We start from the raw sequence: 18,145 nt of genomic DNA, 5'->3' as shown, positions 1-18,145 counted from the left end.
CCCCACGGTGAACCCGATGACCAGCAACCAGAACCCCAGCTTGACCACCCGACCCGGTGCCACCAACATCGCCATGACGTCCTCCTCGTCGCAGTGCCTGCCCACCATGGTGACCGGCCCGGGGCCGCCCGCCCGGGGTTTCCTGTCGCCAACCCGGTTCCGGTCCGGGAAACCCCCACCGACATGACAAATGCCGGACAGACCCTGGACAACAGCGGGTCAACCGGACACACGGCCGCGGCGGGCCGCTTCACTCTGCTCGACAGAGGAGGCCCATGCATCCGCTCACCACCGACCTCAAGGCGCTGCGCCGGGGCCGGGCCGTGCACACGACACCGCTGCCACCCCGCCTGGGTCCCGCCCTGCGCGCGCTGTGCGCGGTCACCGACACCGACGACGACGTCACCGCGCGGGACAAGGTCATCGCCAAGCTCACCGAGCTGGCAGGCAGGCTCCCGGACGACCTGCGGCTGTGCTTCACCGCCGCGTTCGCGCTCAGCGAGCAGACCCGCCAGCCGTTCTACGCCGACCGGCTGAACTGGGCGGGCTCCGAGCTCAAGCGGGAGAGCCGGACGATCCGCCGCCGCGTCGACGAGGGCATCACCAGCGTCGCGCAACTCGCGACCACCCGGCCGCGCCAGTCCTGGCACACCGACGAGCTGCACGCCGTGGTGTCCCTGGCGGGCACGCCGGAGGTCTTCGAGTTCCGCCGCGTGGTCGCCGACACCGACCTCACCGAGATCACCCTCGGCTGGTCGGCCAAGACCGGCGTGGAGGACCTGGCGATCTCCGTGGTGCACGGCGGGACCCTGGTCGAGCGCACCAGGAAGTCCCGCAACCGGGTGGCGGCGACGGTGCGCCTCCCGGCCCCGCTGCGGGCGGGCCAGCCGCACACCATCTCGGTCCGGCTGCACCCCGACCCCATGCACCCGCTCTACGTCTGCACCCCGCACACCCCGTGCACCACCTTCTCGCTGCGGGTCGTGTTCCCGCCGACCCACTTCCCGACCCACGCCCTGCTGCTCGACGGCGTCCCCCCGGCCGAGGTGGACGACGACTTCACCACCCACCCGCCGATCCCCACCGACGCGACCGGCCAGCTCGCCACCACGTTCACGAACCTGACCCCGCACCTGTCCTACGGCGTCCGCTGGTAGCTCTCCGGCGAGACCACGACAACCCGCCACAAGACCCTCACGTCGCTCCAGGAAAGGGGGGAAGCGATGCCGCGGGCGTTCGTTTCCTACACGCACGATTCCGAGGAACACAAGGACCTGGTGCTGCTGCTGGCCACCGCACTGGTCGACAACAGCATCGACGTCTGCCTGGACCGCTGGCACCTCGAGCGCCAGGACTGGTACACGTGGGCGGTCCGGGAGATGAACGCGGCCGACTTCGTCATCGTGGTCGCCAGCGAGGTGTACCGGGGGGTGGCCGACGGGTACGCGACGGCGGCGGCGAACCTCGGGATGCAGTGCGAGGCGGCGATCCTGCGCGACCGGTTGCAGGGCAATCGTCCACTGTGGACGAAGAAGATCCTGCCGGTGCTGCTGCCCGGGCACGAGGTCGAGGAGATCCCGATCGTGTTCCAGCCCTACGGCGCGAACTACTACAAGATCACCGACTTCACCACGGCGGGGATGGAGGAGCTGCTGCGGGTCATGCTCGACAAGCCCGCCTACGTCGCGCCGCCGCCCGGTCAGGAACCGCACCTGCCCCGGCGCACCGTGGTCGCGCCTGAACAGCGGCCCCCGGCGCACAACGGGAAACCGGGGGTGGTCAACTCGATCACCGGCGCCGTGGTGCACGGCAACATCATCCAGTCGGGCGGGAACGTGACCCAGGGCTAGCCCGCACCCCGGACCGGGCCGGGGTGCGTCACGGTCCCAGTTCCGCGCGCACCCTGGCCTCCTCCAGCACCGCCGAGAGCAGCCTGGTCTCCTGCCGGTCGGCCTCGCCCCAGTGCCGCTTGGCCGCCACCCGGTCCCCGCGCAGCGCGGCGACGTTGCCGAGGCCGGTCAGCGCGCGGGCCCGCTCGTAGGCGCTGCCCGCCAGCTCACCGAGACCGCAGGCCTTGGTGTAGAGCTCCACCGCCAGGTCGAGCCTGCCCGCGCAGAAGTGGATCCAGGCCAGGCAGTTGATCGCCATCAGCGCGTCGACCGGCTGCAGCTCGGCCTCGGCCTGCGCGAGCGCGGCCTCGGCGTGCTCGACGGCCTCGGCGTGGCGGCCCAGCCTGGTCAGCCCCAGCGCGATCCCGCGCCGGGCGATGGCCATGTTGCGGACCCGGCCCGCGGCCCGGTAGGCCTCGAGCGCGGTGGTCAGGTCGCGCACCGAGGTCGCGGCCTCGCCGTGGTAGAGCCGGGCCCACGCGAGGCTGGAGAGCGCGTCGGTGCGGCCGCGCTCGTCGCCCGCGGAGGTGAAGGCGGCCAGCGCGCGTTCGTGGGCGTCGACCGCGTCGCTGATGCGGCCCGCGTCGATGTAGGCCATGCCCAGGTTGTTGAGGATCATGCCGGTGGCCGACAGGTCGTCCAGGGCCGCGGTGGACTTGAGCGCGCGCTGGTGCGTCGCGAGCCAGGGTTCGTAGAGCTTGTCGCGGAAGAAGAACGCGCGCAGCACGAACGCCAACTGCCAGCAGGACCGGTGCAGGCCGTGGTCGGCGGCGAGGTCCACCACCCGCTCCAGCGTCGGCCACTGCGCGCGCAACCAGGTCAGCGCGCTGCTGGTGTCGGCGAAGGGCGTGCACGAGGTGGGACGGCCGATGTCGGGTCGGTAGCGCGACGGTTCGAGCACCTCGTCGGCGGCGGTGACCCTGGCCAGCGCGTAGTCGACCAGGTTGACCACCGCGGCCGCGCGCACCTCGGGGTCGGGCGGCAGGGCGTGGCGCAGGGCGAAAGTGCGCACCAGGTCGTGCATGCCGATGTGCCCGGCGGCGTCGAGGGTGATCAGGCCTGCGTCGTGCAGGCGGTCGAGCAGCGCCTCGGCCTCACCGAAGGGCAACGCCGACATGGCCTCGACCGCGGGGATCTCCAGCACCGGGCCGGGGTGCACGGCCAGCAGCCCGAACAGCGCGCGTTCGGCGGGGGTGAGGGCGTCGTGGGAGACGGCGAACGCCGCGGCCACACCGCGCTCACCGTCGTCGAGCACCAGCAGCCTTGTCCGCTCGTCGGCGAGGCGGTCGCGCAGCCGGGTGCCGGAACCGGCCACCAGCCTGGCGGCCGCGATGCGGATCGCCAGCGGCAGGTTGCCGCACAACGAGACGATCTCCCGCGCCTGCGCGCCGGTCGGCGCCCGGTCCCCGGCGACCGAGCGCAGCAGGGTGACGGCGTCGTCGGTGGCGAGGGTGCCCAGCGCCAGCGGCCACGCCTCGTCGAGCGCGGGCAGCCTGCCGCGGCTGGTGATCAGGACCCGGCAAGTGCCGCCCGCGGGCAGCAGCGGGCGCACCTGGGCGACGGTGGCGACGTTGTCGAACACCAGCAGCATCCGCCGGTCGCGCACCAGGTCCCGCAACAGGTTCGACCGACCGTCGACATCGGGCGGGAGCCGTTCGCGGCTGACCCCGAGCAGGCTCAGCAGGGTGTGCAGCGCCTCGAGCGGCTCCACCGGGCCGGTGCCGGGGGTGGTGCGCGGGGTGTGGCCGCGCAGGTCCAGGAAGACCCGGCCGTCCGGGAACGCGTCCTCGGCCGCGCGAGCGGCGGTGATCGCGACGGTCGTCTTGCCGACCCCGGCGAGACCGTGCACGACGCACATCCGGGCGGACTCGCCGCGCAGCACGGACGCGAGCACGTCGAGCGCCTCGGCCCTGCCGACGAAGTGCCCCGTCGCGTCGGGCAGGCCCCGCAACCCGCCACCGGCGCGGTCGACCTCGTGCTTGCCGAACGCCGCCACCAACTCGCCGCCCGCCTCGAGCACGTCGTCGCAGGCGGCGACGGTGGCGGGGTTGGCGTTCGCCTTGCCGTTCTCGATCTTGCTCAGTTGCCCGCGACTGGTGAAGACCTTCTCGGCCAGCGCGTCCAGCGACATGCCCTTGGCCTTCCTGCGGTCGCGCAACAGGGTTCCGAACTCGGTCATGGCTCCTGGTTCTCGTCGCGTCGGATGGGTCACCCGGGGACGGGAGTCGGCCGCCCCCGGGTGAACGCGGTCATCCGAGCAGACCGACGGCCAGCAGCACAATGGTGAGGGCGTAGTGGGTGTGCATCGTGTTCTCCTTCGGTGGGTGGATCCCGTGCGCCGCTGTGGGCGATTCCGACACCTCGAATGGTTGTGCCGGGCGGCGGGGGACGACAGGGGTTTCCTGTTTCCAGGTTTTTCCTCCTGCGGGAAACACCGGGGAACAGCGGGGAAGCGGAACGTGAAAGGGGATGCGGGATTCGCAGGCGACGGCGCACTGGGTAGACTCGGGTGCCCGCCGGTGAGATGGGGGTGTGGAGTGGACGCCGACACTCGGCTCAAGATCCTCAGCCAGGAGCTCAAGGACGTCCGCAAGGGACTGGGCCTGCACCAGGTCTCGTTGCCCGCCGTGGCCGGACCGGTGCTGCGCGAGCTGGCGGGGGTCACACCGGCGGAACCGCCGGGGGCGGTGCGCGACAAGCTGGTCGCCCTGGTGCGCGGCCTGGTCGGCCTGCTGCCCGAGGGCAGGCGGGACCTGGCGCGGGCGGTGTTCGGGGTGGACAACCCGGCGAACGAGACCTACACCGGCAGGCTGGCCGCGCACGGGCGCGTCGTGGACCGGGACCTGCGGACCGTGCAGCGGCGCGCGGACGAGGTCGTCTACCTGCTGGCGGAGCTGGCCTGCGCGCGCCCCACGCGCGAGGTGGCGCGGGCCGCGGACGGCGTCCCCTGGCACACCAAGCGGTTGCAGGTGCGGCTGGTGCTGCGCGGCGACGACGTCGAGGTGTTCGAGACGCGCCGCATCGTCAGCCACGAGCCCGACCTGGTCGACGTGCGGCACTCGCTGTCGGTCGGCCCGTCCGGGCAGGCCGGGGGTCCGGTGGACCTGGCGGCGCTGGGCATCGACGAGATCTCCGGCGGCGAGGTGCGCGCCCTCGAACAGGTTTCCGCGGACCGGGTCGCGTTCACCCTGCGCCCGCCGAGGGCCCTGGGCCCCGGCGACGAGCACGACTTCTTCTTCCGGGTCCGCGCGCGGGCCATCGCGCCGTTCTACTGCTGCACCCCCGAGTTCGACTGCGAGCGGTTCGACCTCAACGTGCGCTTCGAGTCGCACCGGCTGCCCGCGCGGGTGTGGCGGATCGACGGCGAGTTCTCCAAGGAGGCCGCCGACCCGACACCGAGCAGGCCGTCCGCGCACGTCGACGACACCGGTGAGGCGCGGGCCGAGTTCGAGGACCTGCGGCCCGCCCGGTCCTACGGCATCGGCTGGGTGTTCTGAGGGCTCAGTCGAACACGGCGCGCAGCAACCGCGACAGCCGCGACCTCGGTGCGGCCCGTTCGGGGACGGTCAGCCTGCCGTGGACGTCGCGCAGGCGGGTGGTGAGCGAGTCGGCCGGGCCGTACCAGGTCTCGGCCTGCCGCACGGCACGGCACGCGGCGGCGACGTCCGCGGTGACCTCGACGACGATGGCGCCCGCCTCTTGCGCGAGCCGGTGCCGGGCGAGTCCCGCGGCCCGGAACACGAGTTCGACCTCGGCCGCCTTCTCCCGCGCGGCTTCCCGGTCGCCCGTCAGCAGCAGCAGGTGGGCGTGTTCGACCGCGGCGGCCGCCCACTCGCCGCGGTGACTCGGGCCGGGGTCGGTGCGGTGGATCCGCGGTAGGAGTTCCTCGAGCAGTGTTCGCGCCGTCTCGTGGTGACCGCGCGCCCGCAGCGCCCGTACCCGGAACAGGGCCATCCGCCCGCGTTCCGGCTCCGTGGCCCACACCGGGATCGGGTCGGTCGCCAGACCGGGGAGGACGGCGTCGGCGCGGTCGTGCGCGCCGAGCAGGTCGTACGCGGCCGCGGTGAGGAACCGCCCGCGGTAGTCGTTGATGGGGTCGCCCTTGAGCTGCGCGGCCTCGCGGAGGGCCTCCGGGGCGGCGCCCGCGGTGAGCGCGAGCCACGCGGCGGCCAGGTGGTCGCCCGCGGCCACGCGGACCGAGAAGGCGGCGGCGTTGTCCCCGCGTGCCTCCAGCCGCACGGCCACGGCTCGCAGCAGCGCCTGCCGGGTCTCCGGGGCCAGTGCCCCGTCCCGGGCGACCCGGGTGGCGTGGCGCAGGGTGTGCAGCCCCGCCCTGGGGTCGGCGAGCACCCGGTCGAGCACCGTGGCGGCGCGGTCGACCATGGCGGCGGCGTCGGTGGTGCGGCGGACCTCGGCGGCCACCAGCGGGTGCAGCCGCCAGGTCTGGCGCCCGGCGCAGTCGGGGAGGTCCACCGGGTGCAGGACGCCGTCGAGGTCGTCGAGCACCCTGGCCACGACCATGGGGGCGGCGGACCCGTAGACCGGCGTGACGCCGTCGACGAGCACGTCGCCGGAGATCGGCACGGAGTCGAGCACGGAGGCGAACGCCAGCACGGCCCGGACGTGGTCGCCGCCGGTGCGGTGGTCGGGTTGCCGCGCCTCCTCCGGCGTGAACGGCGGTACGGCGATCTCGGTGAAACCCCAGCCGCGGTCGGCGGCGCGCGCGGTCAGCACCGTTCGCACGCGCGGCGACGGTAGGACGAACCGCTTGGCGTCGCAGCCCGGCGGCACACCGTCGACGAACCAGCAGATGTCCGCCCCCGCGACGGTCAGCAACTCGGCGAGGGCGTCCCTGGCCTGGTCCAGCCCGAGCCCGGCCAGGTCCACGCCGAAGCGCTCCGCCGCGACCCGGCGCAGGTCCGCGGTGTACCAGTCGAGCGGGTCGTGCTCGTCGAGCTCCGCCCACTCCACGCCGCCCGGGTACGCGGTGCGGAACAACGCGCCGTACTGCTCGGCCAGCGTCGTCTTGCCGCTGGCGGCCTTGCCGGTGAGCACGACGGGTCCGGTCGCGCGGTGCAGCTCCCACAACGTGGCGTACCGGCCGACGAAGCGGCGGGGCCGGGCCAGCCGCTCCGGCTGCGGGTCGCGGGTGCCGCACAACGGGACCCGGCCCGCCTTGTCGACCTTCGCCGCCACCACGTCCGCGATCTCGTTCGCCCGCGCCCATTCGGCCAACCCGGTGGGGTCGGGGCAACCCACCGCGACGATCCGGTCCGCGGGGTCACCCGACCGCTGGGCCGCGAGCACCGCACGGGTGAACTCCCACTGGCACGCGTGCCGCACGAGGTAATGGGGCGAGCAGACCGCGACGAACACCGACGCCTCGTCGACCGCCTGCCGCAACTTGTCGGTGATGCCGTCGAAGAGGGTGAGGTCCCGGCCCCTGGCCACCGGGATCCCCCGGGCGCGCAAGGCGATCTCGACGAGTTCGGCCTGCGGTTCGTCTTCTGGGGCGTGGCTGAGGAATACCCGGGCGGTGGTCACCCCGACAACGATGCCGGATGTCGGCGGATCAGGGATCGGTGAAGGCACGACAGAAAGACGACAGTCACGCGAAAGCGTCAGCGGATGTCGCCGTCGAGGTAGAGCCAGTGGTTGTCGAGGCGGGTGAAGCGGCTCAGTTCGTGGAGGGAGTCGGGGTGGCCCTGGTGGTGGTAGTGGGCTCGGAACTCGACGGTGCCGGTGGTGTCGGTGGGGGTTCCGGCCTCTGTGGACAGGATCTCCAGGTGGGTCCAGTGCTGGTCGGGGTCGAGGGTGAGGTGGGCCGGGCGGGTGTCGGGGTGCCAGGTGCGGGTGAGGTACGCGGTGTCGGCGCGGGTGAAGGCGGTGTAGCGGGAGCGCATGAGGGCTTCGGCGGTGGGGGCCGGGGTGCCGCGGTGGGCTCGGCCGCAGCAGTCGGCGTAGGGGTGGCCGGTTCCGCAGGGGCAGCGTGGGGGCATGGCGCCAGTATCCACCCGGGGAATGACGGCAGGACAAGCCCGCGGTGTGAGTTCCGGCTACGTGGTCGTTCCGTAGAAGTGGGGCAGGCCAGACAGAGGGGAAGACACGACGATGTTCAACAGATCGGTGGCCGCCTTGGCGGCGGTCACGGTCGCGGCGGTGGCGTTACCCGGCGCCGCCGCGGCGCAGGACGGGGTGCGGGTGCGGTGGCAGCGGTGTCCGGATGACACGGTGCTCCAGTGCGCGGCGATCGCGGTCCCGCTCGACCACTCGCGACCGGGTGGTCCGACCATCGCGCTGCGGGCGACGAAGCTGCCCGCGACCGACCAGCGGCACAAGATCGGCACCCTGTTCGTCAACAACGGTGGACCCGGCGGCGCGGTGGCGGACTTCACCCTGGTCGCCGGGGACTTGCTGGGCAAGCGGGTCACGGCCCGCTACGACATCGCGGGGCTGGACCCGCGCGGCATCGGCGGGACCCGCAACTGCGTGACGAAGGGCTGCGGCAGCGAACCGGTCACCTGCACCGCGGGCCGGGGCGCGCCTGCCGAGGTGGCCAAGCCCGAGGAGCCGTTCCCGCACACCGCCGACGACCTGCGGGCGCGACTGGCGTACGACGACTACCTGCGCACCCTGTGCGCGCGGGGTGCCAACCCGATCATCCGGCACATGTCGACCGCCGACACCGTCCGCGACCTGGAGCTGGTGCGCCGGGCGGTGGGTGACCGGGCGTTCAGCTTCTACGGCCTGTCCTACGGATCGGTCGTCGGTGCCACGTACGCCGCTCTCTACCCCGACCGCGTCCGCAACATGATCGTCGACGGTGTCGTGGACCCGGTCCAGTGGAGCACCGGCAGGGGCAAGGACTCCCAGTACCTCGTCACCGCCCGCGTCAACAGCGGTGACGGCGCCTGGGAGGCGCTCACGAGCGCTTTGTCCGAATGCGACCGAGTCGGCCCGACGCGCTGCGTGGCGGCGGGTTCGGCGCGGGAGAAGTGGGACACCATCGTGCGGCGGGCCAAGGAAGCCCCGTTGCAGACCCCGGCCGGACCGGTGAGCTACCCGCTGCTCATCGGCACCGCCCACACCGCGATGCTCTCCGCCGAGACCTACCCCATCCTCATGAACGCCATCGAGGAGGCCTACCAGGCGACGAGCAACCGCGGCGTACGAGCGAGTTCGGCATGGTCGTTGCTCAAGGACAAGACCCGCCAGATCTCGCCCGGCTTCGAGGGTGTGGCCTGCGGGGAGACCGACAACCCGACCGACCGCGACGCCGCTGTGCGGTCGGCCGCGTGGGCGGGCCGGACCGCACCGGACTTCGGTCCGATGTGGAGCTGGGTCGGGTCGGCGTGCCGGGCGTGGCCGGTCCGCTCGGCCGGGGCGTACCAGGGGCCGTGGCAGAAGTGGACCTCGGCACCGCTGCTGATCGTCAACAACACGCACGACCCGTCCACGCCGATCAGCGGCGCCCGGGCGTTGCACCGCCTGATGCCCAACTCCGCCCTGTTGCCCGTCGCCAACTACGGCCACGGCGCCGTGGGGATCTCCTGTGTGGGCAAGGCATACGAGCGCTACCTGCTCGACGGCGCCCTGCCATCGGGTAGCTGCGAGGCAGACACTCCGCTGTTCCCCTAGAAGCTGTTCCCCCAGAAGCTGTCCCCGTAGCTCACTCGGCTCCTGCGTCCCGGTCCGCCGGGGCGCAGGAGCCGGTGGCGCGCCGGACCTCGCGGTGGCTGGCGTCGCACAGCGGGTAGATCTTGCTGCGCCGACACGTGCAGACCGCCGTCACGAACCGCTCCGAGCGGACCACCGAACCGTCCACTCCGTGCACGACCACCGGTCCGTCCACGAGCACCGGCCCGCTGGTGATCCGGACCGTGGTGTCGCGCGCGGTCACGCCGCCACCAGGGACTCGCGCAGCGACGAGCGCCCGCCCTGCCACGAGCCGAGCAACCAGTCGGCCAGCCGCCCTTCGAGCAGCTCGGTCGCCTGCACGCCGAACACGAGATCGGCGGCCAGGTCCGGCTCGTCCGCCAGCAGCCCGTCGACCACGTCGTGCCGCATCACCTGCTCGTGGACCGCGTCCGCCTCGATGTGTTCGGTGTAGAACCGGACGCAGGCCTCGGGCGCGGACAGCCTGCGCAGCGCGGAAACCGTGCGGCGGGCGCTGGGCGCGGTCGTGATCTCGGCGGCGGCGAAGTGCCCGACCAGGGCCCCGCGCAACGACCGGTGCAGCCCGAACATCGACATCAGGTTCACCGTCGCGATCGCGGGCGCGGGGACGACGTCGAGGTAGTGCAGGTACCCGCTCGACAACCCGGCGGCCTCCAGCAGGTCCGCGAACAGCCGCGCGTGCGCTTGATCGGCCTTCCCCGCGCCGAACTCGTCGTACTCCACCGCGACGAGCGCCGCTTTCGCCCGGCCGCTCAGCCTCGGGATGACCCAGGCGTGCGGGTCGCCTTCCTTGAGGTGGTAGATCGAGCGGTGGATGAAGAACTCCTGGACCTGCGACCACTGCCCGCGGTCGCGCAGGAAGTGCGACACCCCGGCGCCGGGTACGACCTCGACGGACAGCTCGTCGAGCTCTCCGGTGATGTCCGTCCCACCCTCCACCTCGGACCGCAGGGCGTCGAGGAATCCTCGTTCCATGCTTGCCCGCATGCGAAGCAGGTCAAGGTCCCATTCCAGTTCCGCGGGCACGCCGGGAAAGCCCCGGTAGTGCATTTCGTAGAGCAGGTGCAGGGCGAGCGTCAGGTCGTCGCCGTGGGGGTCGGCGCGGTCGGCGGTCGGGAGAGGACCGCGGTGGCCGCTGAGTGCGGAGTGGACAGCCGCCGAGAGTTCACCACGCGGGGAGGGCAGGGTCATCGCAGGTCCTTTCCGTAACCTGCGGCGCGGTTACCCCAACTCCGTGATCCCCACACGTGTGACGGAGGCGACCAGGTCACCCCTCGCCAGGGCGTCCCGCTGCCTGGTGGCGCCGGTGCCGTCGGTGAACAGGCGGCGGACCGCGGTCTGGGTGTACTCCCAGTCCCCGACCTCGCGCAGCTCGGGCCCGATCCACTCCACCATCGCCCGCACCCGTTCCTCGGCGGTGGTCGCCACGCCGCGTACCGGGTCGATCGCTTTCCCGATGCCGTACCGTGCCGCGGCCCACAGGCTCGCCGCGCCGAGCTGCGGGTCGAGCCGTGGCCCTTCTCGACCCAGCTCAAGTTCCTTGAGCGCGGTGCGCGCCAGTCCGCGGACCAGCGCGGCTTGCAGGACGGCCTCCCAGGGTTGCTGCACGGTGTCGGCCGCGCGCACCTCGATGGTCGGCAGGTGCGGTGACCGGCGCACCAGCCAGAAGGTCATCCGGTCGTCGAGGATGGTCCCGCAGTCGACCAGGCGGGCGACCTGTTCGTGGTGGTCGGCGGCGGAGCTGAACCAGGGCGGGAGCCCCGAGCCGGGGAACCCGGCCTGATCCAGTTGCCTGAGGCTGTTGTGCCCCCGGTCGCGCCCGCTCCTGATCGGCGAATTGACGGCCAATGCCGCCAGAGTCGGAATCCACGGCGTGACGTGGTTGATCACCGCGACGGCGAGATCCGGGTCCGTGACGCCGATATGGACATGACAACCACAAGCCTGATAATCCTCGACAACGGCGCTGAACCGTTCGTGAATCGCCGCGAACCTCTCCCCCGCCGGCCTTTCCAACAGGGGCCCGTCCATTACCGGGACACCGGAGGCCATGGGCACGACACCATATGTCTCGGCGGCTTTCCGCACCGCCTGCCTCGCCTCGTCGAGTTGACAGGCGAGTGCGTCGAGGTCGGCGCAGACACCGGTGGCGATCTCCACCTGGGTGGGGAAGAGCTCGGCCTGACCCAGCCACGGCGCCCGCGGCAGGTCGGCCAGGACATCCGGGGCTACCGGGCGGGGAGCGCCGTGCAGGGGGTCGACCAGGAGGAACTCCTCCTCCACCCCCGAGGTGACGCCGTCGAGAAGGGCCATGGCGGTCTCCCTGGAGTGAGGTCGGTTGACCCGGGATACCCGCGGCCGCCCGGGGTCAACCGCGGGCAGTCCACACGGGCCCTGTTCGGGTGAGCCCGCGCTCAGCCGGTCTGGGCGACCTCGGCCACCCGGGTGTCGAAGGCGCGGACCAGTTCGTGGTGCCTGGCCTCGGCGGCGGGGGTGTCGTGGGCGATGGACACCACACCGAAGCGGCCGATCTCCAGGGCGCCCAGCATGTACGCCACGGTCCCGGTGCGGGTGCCGGAGCGGTAGTGGAAGCGTTCGCCGACAAGGGTGTCGATGACGTCCGAAGGGGACAGTGCGCTGTACTCGGTGCGGTACAGGCGATCCGTGGCGAAGTACGAGCGCGGGGTGCCGTCCGGGGTGAGGTACCGCCCGGTCGCGGGGTCGTAGGCGCCCTCGACCAGCCCGTGCAGCAGGAAGTACGGTGCCGTGCCGCCGCCCATCCGCAGGTTCAGCTCCAGCGCGCAGTGCCGCCACGTGCCGCCGGTCCGCACCGAGACGAAGTCGATGCTGGCGATCCCGACCACCGACCGGGCCGCGAGCGCGTGGGCGGCCCGCAGTGCCAGGGCCTGGATCTCCAGCCGGTACTCCGCGCGCGCCGGGAACGCGCAGCCCGCGAAGATCTGCCCGTCGAGCACCTGGTCGTGCGTGGTGAAGACCCCCACCTCGCCGGAGGTGCTCATCATCATCTGGGCGGACGGCGAGGTCACCTCGTCGCCCTCCATGAGCCGCTCCACCACGGCTCCCATCACCTCCACCTCACCGGCGTACCGCTCCCACTCGTCCGGCGGTGTCGCGAACACCGCTCGGCGCGGTAGTTCCCGGCGCAGCCAGGGTTGCAGGCCGGAGGCGGGGGCGCCCGCGAAGGAGAACAGGACGTTGCCGCCCGCGCCGAAGCTGTGGTTGAGCTTGATGATCGCCCGGGCCGTGGCGGGATCGCGGCCGCGCAGCTGCGCCAACGCGTCCACGAGGTCACCGACGTCGCGCAGACCCTCGGCACCGTCGGCGACCGGCACGCCCGCGGCCTGGAACAGCCTGCGGGACCCGGTTTTCGACCCCAGCTCGGCCAGGTCCGGGTCGGGCGCGTAGAGCGGCAACCCCAGCCGCACGGCCAGCGTGCGTTCGAGGCCGGAGCTGGTGAACGGCACCAGGACCGCGTCCTGGCGGGCGAGTCCGCGCAACCGGGCGAGCAGACCGGGGCGGCGCAGGATCTTCGCGGTGAGCGGGATGGGCTCGGTGCTGGCGCAGTCGAGCATGGTGAGGCGCGCCCTGGCGTGCGCGCGGGGCAGCGACGGCACCAGGTCCAGCGCGTAGTCGAGGACCTCCGGCGCCACGGCGGTGCTGGTCACGTACACCACGCGCGTGTGCGGGTCCCTGAGCAGCTGCAGCAGGAACAGCAGTCGTTCCTCGTAGTGGCCGATGCCGGGGATCTTGCCGAGGCTGGTGCTGTCCATGCTCAGGCTGGGCACCACGACCACGGTGCGCGGGGCGCCGGTGGGGGTGAACAGGTCCGGCACGCGCCGCTGGGCTCGGCGGAACGCCGCGTGCTCGCCGGTGTCGTCCACCTGGTCCCCCTTCGACCGCGGGCGGGGCCGCGCTGGGTGGTGGGTTGAGCGGAGGGACTCCATGGTGGGTGCCGACCTCACGGCGAGCAACCTCCGGCGGGCGAACTGTAAACGAGTGGTCTAGAGCACCGGCCGGGCGCCGCCGGGAGCGTTCCCAGGGGATTTCCCTTGTCAGACCCCGTTTTCCCGGGATCTTGACACCGTAGTGTAATCCAGGCCACACTGATGATCAGCTCCGCCGTGGGAGCGCTCCCAACCCCCGACTCGACTTCTGAGGGGTCCCGTGCGCCGTCAACCGTGGAGGGTCCGCGCCCTCGCCATCGCCACCGCAACCGCCCTCATCACCACACCGTCCGCCTGTGGCACCGGGATCGCCGCGCGCGAACCCGGTGCGCCACTGGAACTGAGCATCGCCACGTTCACCGAGTTCGGTTACGAGGACCTGCTCATCGAGTACCAGCAGAAGCACCCCGGGATCAAGGTCCGGCACCAGCGGACCGGCCAGGGCGGCACCTACCACCAGCAGCTGTTCACCCGCTTGGGCGCTGGTTCCGGGCTCACCGACGTGGTCGCGATCGAGGAGGGGCACCTGTCCGATGCCCTCGCCGCGTCCCGGCTGTTCCAGGACCTGGCGGTGATCGGCCCCAGGGACGTCACCGGGAACCGCTGGCTGGACTGGAAGTACGCCGCGGCCAAGGCCAGGGACGGCTCGCTCATCGGCTACGGGACCGACATCGGCCCGCTCGCCATGTGCTACCGGGTCGACCTGTTCGCCGCCGCGGGCCTGCCGACCGACCCGGAGCTGGTCAAGCCGCTGTTCTCCTCGTGGGACAGCTACTTCGCCGCCGGTGACGACTACGCCGCCCGCACCGGCAAGCCGTGGTTCGACTCGGCGGCGCAGATCTTCAACGCCATGCACAACCAGCTGGCGACCGGGTACTTCGACACCGACGACACCCTGGTGGTGGCCACCAACCCGGCCATCAGGCAGAACTGGGACGCGGTGACCGCCGCGACCCGCCGCGGCCAGTCCGCCGGGCTGACCGCGTTCTCCGCCGAGTGGGAGGCCGGGTTCCGGGCGGGCGCGTTCGCCACGAAGACCTGCCCGTCCTGGATGTTGGGCGTGATCAAGGCGCAGGCGGGTCCGGCGAACGCGGGCCGCTGGGCGGTCACCGGCGCGTTCCCCGGTGGCGGCGGCAACTGGGGAGGCTCGTACCTGGCGGTGCCCAAGCAGAGCGCACACCCCAGGGAGGCCGCGGAGCTGGCCGCCTGGCTCACCGCGCCGGAGCAGCAGATCCGGGCGTTCGCGCGCACCGGGAACTTCCCCAGCCAGGTCGAGGCGCTCACCTCGCCGCGGCTGCTGGGCACCGTCGACGAGTACTTCGGCGGGGCGCGCACCGGGGAGCTGTTCGCCGCGCAGGCCCGCAAGGTGTCCGCGCCGCAGTACAAGGGGCCGGGCGACGGGCGCATCCAGGAGGCCGTGGTGACGCCCGCGTTGCGCGCGGTCGAGCAGGGCACCACGCCGGAGGAGGGGTGGCGGCGGCTGGTCCAGGGCGCGGAGAAGATCGCCCGGTGAGAACCAGGCTCGCGCCCTACCTGCTGGTCGCGCCGTTCTTCGTCCTGTTCACCGTCACCGGCCTGTTCCCGTTGCTCTACACCGGGTACGTCTCGCTGTTCTCCTGGGACCTGGTCGGCGACTCCCCCGGTTTCGTCGGACTGGCCAACTACGCCGAACTGCTCGGCGACGACCGGTTCGGCACCGCGCTGGTCAACACGCTGAGCATCTTCCTGCTCGCCACCGGCCCGCAGCTGGTGGTGGCGGTCGGGGTCGCGGCGCTGCTGGACGCGGCGCCGCGGCCGAGCACCGGCTGGCGGGTCGCGGTGCTGGCGCCGACGGCGATGAGCGTGGTGGCGGTGGGGATCGTGTTCGCCAACCTGTTCGGACCCCGCTACGGGTTGGTCAACGCCGCGCTGGCCGGGCTCGGGCTCGACCCGGTCGACTGGCAGGCCGACCGGCTCGCCGGGCACGTGGCGATCGCGGTGATGGTGAACTGGCGCTGGACCGGCTACAACGCGCTGGTCGTGCTGGCGGCGATGCGGGCCATCCCGCCGACGCTGTACGAGGCGGCCATTGTGGACGGTGCGGGTCGGTGGCGCCGGTTCCGGCACGTGACGCTGCCGCTGCTGCGCCCGACGCTGCTGTTCGTGGTGGTCACCTCGACCATCGGCGGGCTGCAGGTGTTCACCGAGCCCAAGCTGCTCGACGCGCAACCGGGATCGGCCAACGGCGGCGCGTCCGGGCAGTTCCAGACCGTCGCGCTGTACGTGTACCAGTCGGCCTTCGAGACCCGGCGGCTCGGCTACGCCTCGGCGGTGGCCTGGGTGCTGGTGCTGCTGGTCGCCTTGCTCGCCTGGGTGAACTACCGGCTGACCAGGCGGATGGCGGGCGTCGACGGGTGAGGGCGCCGACCTGCCTGCTGCTGCTGGCGTTCGTGGCGGGCTCGCTGTTCCCGTACTACTGGGCGTTCCTGGTCGGCAGCCAGGACGCGGTGTCGATGACCGGCGCGACGCTGGTGCCCGGTGGGCACTTCCTGGACAACGCCCGGCGGGTTTTCGACACGGTGCCCTTCTGGCGGGCACTGGGCAATAGCGTGGTCGTCGCGGGCACCGTGACCGTCTCGACGGTGGTGTTCGCCAGCCTGGCCGGGTTCGCGTTCGCGCGGGCGCGCTTCCCCGGCCGGGACCGGATGTTCCGGTTCGTGGTGGCGACGATGGCGCTGCCGACGCAATTGGGGATCATCCCGCTGTACCTGGCGATGGCGGAGCTGGGCTGGGCTGGAGGGCTGCAGGCGGTGATCGTGCCGAACCTGGTGACCGCGCTCGGGGTGTTCTGGATGCGCCAGTACACGCTCTCGGCCGTCCCGGCGGAACTCGTGGACGCCGCGCGGGTGGACGGCTGCTCGCTGGCGCGCGCCTACTGGCACGTCTGCCTGCCGTCGGTCCGCCCGGCACTGGCGGCACTGGGTATGTTCACGTTCATGGCCAGCTGGAACGACTTCCTGTGGCCGCTGGTCGCGCTCGACGCGGACCACCCGACGGTGCAACTTGCACTGGAACGGTTGCAGTCCGGACACTATGTGGACTACCCGCTCGTCCTCGCGGGCACCACCCTGGCCACCGTGCCGGTCCTGCTGGTGTTCGCCGCGTTCGGCCGCCGCGGCCTCGACGGGGCAGCACTGGGGTGAACCTGGAAGAGGTGGCGCGGCTCGCCGGGGTGTCCCGGTCGACGGTCTCGCGCGTCCTCAACGGCTCCTCCGGGGTGAGCCCGGCGACGCGGGCAGCGGTGGAGTCGGCCGTCGCATCGATGCGATACCTGCCGAACCAGGCCGCACGATCACTGGCCGGGACGCGCACGGACACGGTGGCGGTGGTCGTGTCCGAGGTGCACGACCGAGTCTTCGACGACGCGTTCCTGACGGGGGTGTTGCGGGGCGTGACGTCGGGGCTCGATGGGCGGCGGGCGGTGGTGGCGGTGAACCCGCCCTCGGTGTCCGATGTGGACGGTTGCCTGGTGGTGAGCATGGACGGGCACGACCCGTTGCCGCGGGGGTTGTCGGTCCCGGTGGTGCTCGTCGGCAGGCCACTGAGCGGCGGACTGGCCTATGTGGACTCGGACAACCTGGGCGGCGGGGTGCTTGCCGGTCGGCATCTGGTGGCGCGCGGACGGGCCCGGGTGGGGGTACTGGCTGGACCACCCGACGTGGCGGCGTGCGTCGACCGGGTGGCCGGGTTTCGGCGTGCCCTGGGCGGGTCGCCGCCCGCCGGGGTGGTGCCGTGCGCGCTGACACCGGACTCGGGAGCAGCGGCATTGGCCGGACTGCTGGCCTCGACCCCGGACATCGACGGCGTATTCTGCGCAACCGATGCGATCGCCATCGGCGCGGTGCGGTACCTGCGGTCGGTGGGGGCACGGGTGCCGGAGGACGTATCGGTGGTGGGCTTCGACGACTCGGTCGCGGCAACGGTGTGCACACCTGCGCTGACGACGGTACGGCAGTCGGCGGAGGACCTGGGCAACACGGCTGCCTGGCGACTGGTGGCGGAGCTGACCGGGGAACAGGACTTACCGCAGTCGATCGTGCTCGCCACGGAACTGGTGATCCGCGAGTCGAGCTGAGGTCGGGCACCCGTGGCGGCTGAGGAGGTGGTCACGCGGACGCCGGAGGGCCCGGCTTGGCCACGATTGCCGCCGATCGCTGCTTGTGCGCGGCCAGGGTCGCCAGCAATCGCAACGTCCAGCTCGGCAGCGCAACGGTGATTGCCGAGCCCGAGCCCCCGGCGGCGGCCGGAGTGGCCGCCACCCGTGGGAGTCCGGGCCTATGGCCTCGCGCAGGAGCCACGCAACAATCCTGGCCCTGGAGCGCCCGAGCACGGTGCACTGCGGTGGACGATGATCGCAACTCCGGCTCCGACCCGACAACCCTGCGCACCCGAACCCCTCGGCAACGTCCAGGTGGCCGCCACCGGTGGGGTCAGGCAGGACTCGCGGCCTCGCGCAGGAGCTAGGCAACAATCGTGGCCACGCGGGCACGGTGCACTGCGGTGGAGCGGTGATCACAACTCCCGCACCGACCCGACAACCGTGCACACCCGAACCCCTCAGCAACGTCCAGGTGG

Annotated in this window: 15 protein-coding genes; 8 read left to right on the top strand and 7 right to left on the bottom strand. The window is 72.3% G+C overall.

The window, feature by feature from the left end; translation table 11 throughout:
- Positions 1-275 precede the first annotated feature (275 nt).
- Entirely contained in the window at positions 276-1,157 is an 882-nt protein-coding gene (locus tag BMY07_RS23550; RefSeq protein WP_092782740.1) for a hypothetical protein, read from the top strand.
- A gap of 66 nt (positions 1,158-1,223) precedes the next feature.
- The gene (locus BMY07_RS23545) at positions 1,224-1,850 is read left to right on the top strand and encodes an SEFIR domain-containing protein (RefSeq protein WP_092782738.1); all 627 of its coding nucleotides are present in this window, start codon (positions 1,224-1,226) and stop codon (positions 1,848-1,850) included.
- A 28-nt stretch (positions 1,851-1,878) separates the two neighbouring features.
- On the opposite strand, the gene BMY07_RS23540 is transcribed toward BMY07_RS23545, so the two are convergent.
- Positions 1,879-4,068: a helix-turn-helix domain-containing protein gene (locus BMY07_RS23540; protein WP_092782735.1), complete on the bottom strand. Its 2,190-nt coding sequence runs from the start codon at positions 4,066-4,068 to the stop codon at positions 1,879-1,881.
- A 358-nt stretch (positions 4,069-4,426) separates the two neighbouring features.
- Here BMY07_RS23540 and BMY07_RS23535 point away from each other — a divergent pair, with 358 nt between their 5' ends.
- Positions 4,427-5,386, top strand: coding sequence for a hypothetical protein (locus BMY07_RS23535; protein WP_092782732.1), 960 nt, complete (start codon positions 4,427-4,429; stop codon positions 5,384-5,386).
- A gap of 4 nt (positions 5,387-5,390) precedes the next feature.
- On the opposite strand, the gene BMY07_RS23530 is transcribed toward BMY07_RS23535, so the two are convergent.
- Both BMY07_RS23530 and BMY07_RS34495 read right to left on the bottom strand, forming a co-directional pair.
- On the bottom strand, positions 5,391-7,433 hold the full coding sequence (locus BMY07_RS23530) for a toll/interleukin-1 receptor domain-containing protein (protein ID WP_177215734.1): 2,043 nt from the start codon (positions 7,431-7,433) through the stop codon (positions 5,391-5,393).
- Between the two features lie 77 nt (positions 7,434-7,510).
- On the bottom strand, positions 7,511-7,888 hold the full coding sequence (locus BMY07_RS34495) for a YchJ family protein (protein WP_177215733.1): 378 nt from the start codon (positions 7,886-7,888) through the stop codon (positions 7,511-7,513).
- Positions 7,889-8,000: 112 nt separating this feature from the next.
- On the opposite strand from BMY07_RS34495, the gene BMY07_RS23525 reads away from it, so the two are divergent.
- Positions 8,001-9,527: an alpha/beta hydrolase gene (locus BMY07_RS23525; RefSeq protein WP_092782726.1), complete on the top strand. Its 1,527-nt coding sequence runs from the start codon at positions 8,001-8,003 to the stop codon at positions 9,525-9,527.
- A gap of 31 nt (positions 9,528-9,558) precedes the next feature.
- On the opposite strand, the gene BMY07_RS23520 is transcribed toward BMY07_RS23525, so the two are convergent.
- The 4 genes from BMY07_RS23520 to BMY07_RS23505 all read right to left on the bottom strand — a co-directional run bounded on the left by BMY07_RS23520 (position 9,559) and on the right by BMY07_RS23505 (position 13,468).
- Positions 9,559-9,789 (bottom strand): CDGSH iron-sulfur domain-containing protein, encoded by a 231-nt coding sequence (locus BMY07_RS23520; protein ID WP_092782723.1) that lies wholly within the window; start codon positions 9,787-9,789, stop codon positions 9,559-9,561.
- Positions 9,786-10,757 carry an iron-containing redox enzyme family protein gene (locus BMY07_RS23515; protein ID WP_092782720.1) on the bottom strand — a complete coding sequence of 324 codons (972 nt, stop codon included), beginning with the start codon at positions 10,755-10,757 and terminating at the stop codon, positions 9,786-9,788. Before BMY07_RS23515 ends, BMY07_RS23520 begins: the two co-directional genes overlap by 4 nt.
- Positions 10,758-10,787: 30 nt before the next feature.
- Complete coding sequence (locus BMY07_RS23510; RefSeq protein ID WP_092782717.1) at positions 10,788-11,879, bottom strand: carboxylate-amine ligase; 1,092 nt, start codon at positions 11,877-11,879, stop codon at positions 10,788-10,790.
- A 101-nt stretch (positions 11,880-11,980) separates the two neighbouring features.
- Positions 11,981-13,468, bottom strand: a complete 1,488-nt coding sequence (locus BMY07_RS23505; protein ID WP_092782714.1) for a hypothetical protein — start codon at positions 13,466-13,468, stop codon at positions 11,981-11,983.
- A gap of 283 nt (positions 13,469-13,751) precedes the next feature.
- Between BMY07_RS23505 and BMY07_RS23500 the strand changes: the two genes are divergently transcribed.
- Genes BMY07_RS23500 through BMY07_RS23485 form a run of 4 tightly spaced genes read left to right on the top strand, consistent with a single transcriptional unit; the run spans position 13,752 to position 17,645 of the window.
- On the top strand, positions 13,752-15,044 hold the full coding sequence (locus BMY07_RS23500) for an ABC transporter substrate-binding protein (protein ID WP_092782711.1): 1,293 nt from the start codon (positions 13,752-13,754) through the stop codon (positions 15,042-15,044).
- Positions 15,041-15,928, top strand: a complete 888-nt coding sequence (locus BMY07_RS23495) for a carbohydrate ABC transporter permease (protein WP_245782600.1) — start codon at positions 15,041-15,043, stop codon at positions 15,926-15,928. The genes BMY07_RS23500 and BMY07_RS23495 overlap by 4 nt, the downstream gene beginning before the upstream one ends.
- Complete coding sequence (locus BMY07_RS35540; RefSeq protein ID WP_092782705.1) at positions 15,925-16,713, top strand: carbohydrate ABC transporter permease; 789 nt, start codon at positions 15,925-15,927, stop codon at positions 16,711-16,713. Before BMY07_RS23495 ends, BMY07_RS35540 begins: the two co-directional genes overlap by 4 nt.
- On the top strand, positions 16,710-17,645 hold the full coding sequence (locus BMY07_RS23485) for a LacI family DNA-binding transcriptional regulator (protein ID WP_245782599.1): 936 nt from the start codon (positions 16,710-16,712) through the stop codon (positions 17,643-17,645). Before BMY07_RS35540 ends, BMY07_RS23485 begins: the two co-directional genes overlap by 4 nt.
- Positions 17,646-18,145: the final 500 nt, after the last annotated feature.

This window comes from Actinokineospora terrae, assembly GCF_900111175.1.
Lineage (GTDB): Bacteria > Actinomycetota > Actinomycetes > Mycobacteriales > Pseudonocardiaceae > Actinokineospora > Actinokineospora terrae.
The sequence above is the reverse complement of the archived record's forward strand: the minus strand, read 5'-3'. Positions and strand labels throughout refer to the sequence as shown.